The following is a 3179-nucleotide window of genomic DNA, read 5'->3' on the forward strand; positions in this document are numbered from 1 at the left end:
GCGCTTGAACGTAAACGGAAAATTTGCGAATGCATCCCGATGGCATTTCGATGTCAAGTGATTGTCAACAGACCCTAGGGCGCATTCTTTCGGAGCAGTTTGCGCAAACGCTCAGGCCCGTTGCGCTTGCTGATGAAGACCACTGCGACGAAGAAGGGCAAGAAGAGACTTTAGACGCGCGCGAGGTCGCCATCGATGCACTGTTGCGACTGCTTGCTGCCGGCTGCACTTGTAGAACCGTAGCGGATCTTTGGGGATGCGCAGGCCGGACTCCCCAAACATGAGTGATGCGTCGGCGGAATGAGCACGGGCGCCGTGGGCGCCCGTTTCAGTTTGCTGGTTGCAGATAGTTCAATCTGCGAGACCCACTTCCTTTCTCCGCTTCGCCAATGCCACCATGTATGTGTCGTGGTAGATCTTGTTGCGGTTGTTCTTGTCGAGAAGCCTGCTGTTTGGGGCGACCGTCGCAAGTTCCATTACCAAAGCGTCACGCACGGAGGCAACGCCATCGTTGGCGGCCTTCTCTATTGCCAGCGCCTCCAGGACTTGCCGCCGCCATTCGCCAAACGCGACGGCAGCGGCCACTGCGCCTTCGTGCGCGCCGTCGTTGCGAGCTGCCGCTATCTTGCCCTGCGCCTTGTGAGCCTCGGCTCCCGCGCCGGCCGCTACGCCAAGTAGTACGTCTGCCAGTCCCATGATTTGCTCCTAAGGTCTTTATTCCGAGATACCGTTGTTGCCCACGCGAGCAGCCGCCTCGAGCATCATTTTCTCGCGCAGAGCATCGTCGGTCATCATCCCGCCGAAAGCGCGCTCAACATCGTTTTTGGTACGAATGAAGTTGAACTCAACAGCCTCGGCGGCTCGTCCGGCAGCGTGGATCTTGTCGTAGAACGCGATCGGCGTATCGCGCAGCGCCAGCGATTCGAGTCGGTTCTGATTGGGGCGGTGCGCTTTGTGGATAGGGTGTCCACAGGGCATCAGAAATGGATCCCGTATCCTTCGGATACCCTATCGTCGCGGTATCGCTGCCGCAGCTCATCAATCGTCTCCGGCGTTAGTCCGACCAGAGGATCGCAAAGCACGACTCGCTCGGGCGTGGCAAAGAGCGCTGGATTGTCGTCCAGTGCCAGCCAAATCGCATCGCCGCGACCGTTTCTAGACAACCAGGTGCGGCATTCATGTTCCCGGACGCCCGCCGGTTGCTCATGTGCTGCGCTCGGGAAGATCGGCGTGGTACCAATCACGCGCTCGGCAATCGTGCTTGGGAGCATGTCGAGCAGCGCCGGCAAGGGGAATATCTGACGCCAGCTTGTCGAGAGCACCACTTCGATTCGCGGGTGCTCCACCAGGAAGGCGTCCAGCAAGTCTGTTCGACAGAACTTCGCTTCTTTCTTGTTAAGCGGATGCAGCACGCCGTCGTAGTCGAGGAACAGAATCATTCGAGTTCCAGCATCAAAGCAGGGTTGAAATCCGGGTTCTCGCGTTGGCCGTCGGCAAGCAGGTAGCCTGCAGGGTTGGCAACGACACGGGTACCGCACACCGTGTAGTCCGAACTCGCGTGGGAGTGGCCGTGCAGCCAGAGAGCGGCGCGCCCATCGAGCATTGCGTCGAGGCGGCTGGCGTAGAACGCGCTGACCGGATCGTCCAGATACTGCGGCACGATTGACTGGATCGAAGGCGCGTGGTGCGTCACCACAACCGTAGGGCCGTCGTATTGAGCCGAGAGGTTGCGATCGAGCCAGTCCCGCGATCTCGCGTGCCAACGCATCGTGTCCCAGGGTGAGAGAGGAAGACCCTCTTCCCCCCGTATCGCGCGATAGTCATTCATGTAATGGGCGCTGTTGATCGCACCGTCTCTGTCCCCATAGAGCTCGCAGTCCGTCCAAAGCGTCGCGCCCAGAAAGCGCACGCCCTCAATCTCGGTCGAGCTGTTTTCGAGGAAGTGCCCCCCGGTCAGGCGCAGGGAGCGTAGCGTTCGCAGCACCCGTGCCCAATCGCCGCGGTAGAACTCGTGGTTGCCGGCGACATAGACGATATGAGGAGGCAGGCGATTCCGGTGCTGTCGGATCCAGTCCGCGGTGCGTGTGCCGACCTGAATGTCACCGGCGAGCACCAGCACATCTGCGTCTATCTGGGGCGGCGTCCAAGGGGCAAGTTCAAGGTGCAGGTCGGAGAGCAACTGGATGCGCATGGTCAGCACTCGCCTTCGCCAATAGTTTGGCCCACATCCGTGACGCCTCTGCGCAGTCCACCCCCCGGCGCCTCAATGCTTCTGACTCGGGCGCGGTATTCCCAGTGATGGTGACCGCGGAGTATCCGGTGAACTCCAAGGCGTATCGCGAGCCGATCGCGTTCGGCAGCGCTATTCGCGAGCGAGTTCGAAGCTTTGTGCGTCACCAGCAGATCGGCACGCTTCTCGGCTAGGTGTGCAATGTCCGACGGGAAGATCGTCGAGCGGTGCTTGCGTGGCAGCCCGCCGCGCCACAGGTTGCCTTCCCCTGCGTGCTGCAGATATTCCTCGGGTAAGGCATACCGGGGCGCGATCGGCGGCCCCCAGATCCGCCCGCGGAACACGCCGCCCAGATCCGCGATGCGATGCCCCGTCACGTCCACCACTCGGCCGTGCAGCTTCTGGGTGGCTAGGACACTGTCCCAGAGATGGTTGCGCAAGGCGTTCGTGTCGGTTTCGTGGTTACTAGGGATCCAGAAGGCCCCCGTGCCCGCGATGAGGTCTCGCGGTCGCGTGACGCGAGGTGTCACGATCGATGAAGCAGGTCGTTTCACGATACTTCTCCCCACGATGAAGGAGCCGCAGAGCCTTACGTGTGTGGAACTGTTGGCTGCAGCGGTCGGGTGCGCTGAAAAAGGAAACCCGGCTGAAGGCGGGGCTTCGGTGACCGTTTGAGCCTGGCTACGCTACCCAAAACCCGTCAAACGCCGCTTTCGCAGGAAGTGTGTTACGGATATCTGAACGGCATATGTTTTGGTCGTCTCTTACAGAATATGCCTACGCTCGCCTGAGTGGCAAATTACGGCTATCAACGGAGCTTTGATGTGTCTGCGTCGGTTTCTAAGCTAGGGGCTGTTGACAATCACTTGACGTCGAAATGCCATCGGGATGCATTCGCAAATTTTCCGTTTACGTTCAAGCGCTTACAAAGGGGCTGTTCACGCATTGC

The 3179-nt window shown here is 60.1% G+C and carries 5 protein-coding genes; all 5 read right to left on the reverse strand.

Going from position 1 to position 3179, the window contains the following annotated elements; all coding sequences use genetic code 11:
* Positions 1 to 351: 351 nt before the first annotated feature.
* Genes OPU71_RS21055 through OPU71_RS21075 form a run of 5 tightly spaced genes read right to left on the reverse strand, consistent with a single transcriptional unit; the run spans position 352 to position 2784 of the window.
* Positions 352 to 696: a hypothetical protein gene (locus OPU71_RS21055; protein WP_267730065.1), complete on the reverse strand. Its 345-nt coding sequence runs from the start codon at positions 694 to 696 to the stop codon at positions 352 to 354.
* An 18-nt stretch (positions 697 to 714) separates the two neighbouring features.
* Complete coding sequence (locus tag OPU71_RS21060) at positions 715 to 978, reverse strand: hypothetical protein (RefSeq protein WP_267730067.1); 264 nt, start codon at positions 976 to 978, stop codon at positions 715 to 717.
* Positions 978 to 1439: an HAD domain-containing protein gene (locus OPU71_RS21065; RefSeq protein WP_267730068.1), complete on the reverse strand. Its 462-nt coding sequence runs from the start codon at positions 1437 to 1439 to the stop codon at positions 978 to 980. Before OPU71_RS21065 ends, OPU71_RS21060 begins: the two co-directional genes overlap by 1 nt.
* Positions 1436 to 2191: a metallophosphoesterase gene (locus tag OPU71_RS21070; protein ID WP_267730070.1), complete on the reverse strand. Its 756-nt coding sequence runs from the start codon at positions 2189 to 2191 to the stop codon at positions 1436 to 1438. Before OPU71_RS21070 ends, OPU71_RS21065 begins: the two co-directional genes overlap by 4 nt.
* A 2-nt stretch (positions 2192 to 2193) precedes the next feature.
* The gene (locus tag OPU71_RS21075; RefSeq protein ID WP_267730069.1) at positions 2194 to 2784 is read right to left on the reverse strand and encodes a hypothetical protein; all 591 of its coding nucleotides are present in this window, start codon (positions 2782 to 2784) and stop codon (positions 2194 to 2196) included.
* Positions 2785 to 3179: the final 395 nt, after the last annotated feature.

The organism is Niveibacterium sp. 24ML, assembly GCF_026586805.1.
Lineage (GTDB): Bacteria > Pseudomonadota > Gammaproteobacteria > Burkholderiales > Rhodocyclaceae > Niveibacterium.

Bases quoted from the DNA above. Each gene is read 5' to 3' on its own strand.
- OPU71_RS21060 (WP_267730067.1), bottom strand. From the start codon at position 978: ATGCCCTGTGGACACCCTATCCACAAAGCGCACCGCCCCAATCAGAAC.
- OPU71_RS21070 (WP_267730070.1), bottom strand. From the start codon at position 2,191: ATGCGCATCCAGTTGCTCTCCGACCTGCACCTTGAACTTGCCCCTTGG.
- OPU71_RS21055 (WP_267730065.1), bottom strand. From the start codon at position 696: ATGGGACTGGCAGACGTACTACTTGGCGTAGCGGCCGGCGCGGGAGCC.
- OPU71_RS21065 (WP_267730068.1), bottom strand. From the start codon at position 1,439: ATGATTCTGTTCCTCGACTACGACGGCGTGCTGCATCCGCTTAACAAG.